Source organism: Enterococcus sp. C50 (genome assembly GCF_040887505.1).
Classification (GTDB): domain Bacteria; phylum Bacillota; class Bacilli; order Lactobacillales; family Enterococcaceae; genus Enterococcus_B; species Enterococcus_B thailandicus.
The window spans coordinates 1-2,474 of the sequence record NZ_JBFOFW010000017.1 but is presented as its reverse complement, the minus strand read 5'-3'; the positions used below and the strand labels follow the sequence as shown (position 1 = coordinate 2,474).

Genomic DNA, 2,474 nt, shown 5'->3' with positions numbered 1-2,474 from the left:
GAAGAGACGGAGCCGTAGCGAAAGCGAGTCTGAATAGGGCGTTTGAGTATGTAGTCGTAGACCCGAAACCATGTGATCTACCCATGTCCAGGTTGAAGGTGCGGTAAAACGCACTGGAGGACCGAACCCACGTACGTTGAAAAGTGCGGGGATGAGGTGTGGGTAGCGGAGAAATTCCAAACGAACTTGGAGATAGCTGGTTCTCTCCGAAATAGCTTTAGGGCTAGCCTCGGAATTGAGAATGATGGAGGTAGAGCACTGTTTGGACTAGGGGCCCATCTCGGGTTACCGAATTCAGATAAACTCCGAATGCCATTCATTCATATCCGGGAGTCAGACTGTGAGTGATAAGATCCATAGTCGAAAGGGAAACAGCCCAGACCACCAGCTAAGGTCCCAAAATATATGTTAAGTGGAAAAGGATGTGGGGTTGCACAGACAACTAGGATGTTGGCTCAGAAGCAGCCACCATTTAAAGAGTGCGTAATAGCTCACTAGTCGAGTGACCCTGCGCCGAAAATGTACCGGGGCTAAACATATTACCGAAGCTGTGGATAACACCTATGGTGTTATGGTAGGAGAGCGTTCTAAGGGCGTTGAAGGTAGATCGTGAGGACTGCTGGAGCGCTTAGAAGTGAGAATGCCGGTATGAGTAGCGAAAGACAGGTGAGAATCCTGTCCACCGAATGACTAAGGTTTCCTGGGGAAGGCTCGTCCGCCCAGGGTTAGTCGGGACCTAAGCCGAGGCCGAAAGGCGTAGGCGATGGATAACAGGTTGATATTCCTGTACCCGTTGTTTTTGTTTGAGCAATGGAGGGACGCAGGAGGCTAAGGAATGCAGACGATTGGAAATGTCTGTCCAAGCAGTAAGTCTTAGGTTGAGTCAAATGCTTAATCTTTTAAGGACAAGCTGTGATGGGGAGGGAAATAATAGTACCGAAGTTCCTGATGTCACACTGCCAAGAAAAGCTTCTAGTGAGAAAACAACGGCCCGTACCGCAAACCGACACAGGTAGTCGAGGAGAGAATCCTAAGGTGAGCGAGAGAACTCTCGTTAAGGAACTCGGCAAAATGACCCCGTAACTTCGGGAGAAGGGGTGCTGATCGTCAGATCAGCCGCAGTGAATAGGCCCAAGCGACTGTTTATCAAAAACACAGGTCTCTGCAAAATCGTAAGATGAAGTATAGGGGCTGACGCCTGCCCGGTGCTGGAAGGTTAAGAGGAGTGCTTAGCGTAAGCGAAGGTACGAATTGAAGCCCCAGTAAACGGCGGCCGTAACTATAACGGTCCTAAGGTAGCGAAATTCCTTGTCGGGTAAGTTCCGACCCGCACGAAAGGCGTAACGATTTGGGCACTGTCTCAACGAGAGACTCGGTGAAATTTTAGTACCTGTGAAGATGCAGGTTACCCGCGACAGGACGGAAAGACCCCATGGAGCTTTACTGTAGTTTGATATTGAGTGTCTGTACCGCATGTACAGGATAGGTAGGAGCCGTAGAAATCGGAACGCTAGTTTCGATGGAGGCGCTGGTGGGATACTACCCCTGCGTTATGGCCACTCTAACCCGCACCACTAATCGTGGTGGGAGACAGTGTCAGATGGGCAGTTTGACTGGGGCGGTCGCCTCCTAAAAGGTAACGGAGGCGCCCAAAGGTTCCCTCAGAATGGTTGGAAATCATTCGAAGAGTGTAAAGGCAGAAGGGAGCTTGACTGCGAGACCAACAAGTCGAGCAGGGACGAAAGTCGGGCTTAGTGATCCGGTGGTTCCGCATGGAAGGGCCATCGCTCAACGGATAAAAGCTACCCTGGGGATAACAGGCTTATCTCCCCCAAGAGTCCACATCGACGGGGAGGTTTGGCACCTCGATGTCGGCTCGTCGCATCCTGGGGCTGTAGTCGGTCCCAAGGGTTGGGCTGTTCGCCCATTAAAGCGGCACGCGAGCTGGGTTCAGAACGTCGTGAGACAGTTCGGTCCCTATCCGTCGCGGGCGTTGGAAATTTGAGAGGAGCTGTCCTTAGTACGAGAGGACCGGGATGGACTTACCGCTGGTGTACCAGTTGTTCTGCCAAGGGCATTGCTGGGTAGCTATGTAGGGAAGGGATAAACGCTGAAAGCATCTAAGTGTGAAGCCCACCTCAAGATGAGATTTCCCATTTCTTTAAGAAAGTAAGATCCCTGAGAGATGATCAGGTAGATAGGTCAGAAGTGGAAGTACAGTGATGTATGGAGCGGACTGATACTAATCGATCGAGGACTTAACCAAGAATGGTAAAAGAAAAAAACTCGGTAGAGTTGAGATTACTTCAAATCCAGTTTTGAGTGAGCAAAAGCAAACTCAATAAGATAACACCACAGTGTGGTGGCGATAGCGAGAAGGATACACCTGTAACCATGCCGAACACAGAAGTTAAGCTTCTTAGCGCCGATTGTAGTGAGGGGTTGCCCCTTGTGAGAGTAGGACGTCGCCACGC

General features: G+C 50.6%; 2 rRNA genes. Both read left to right on the top strand.

Annotated features, from left to right (window positions below):
• A 23S ribosomal RNA gene (locus tag AB3I20_RS12645) occupies window positions 1–2,266 on the top strand; the annotation flags it as partial.
• Window positions 2,267–2,358: 92 nt separating this feature from the next.
• Window positions 2,359–2,474 (top strand): 5S ribosomal RNA (rrf, locus tag AB3I20_RS12640).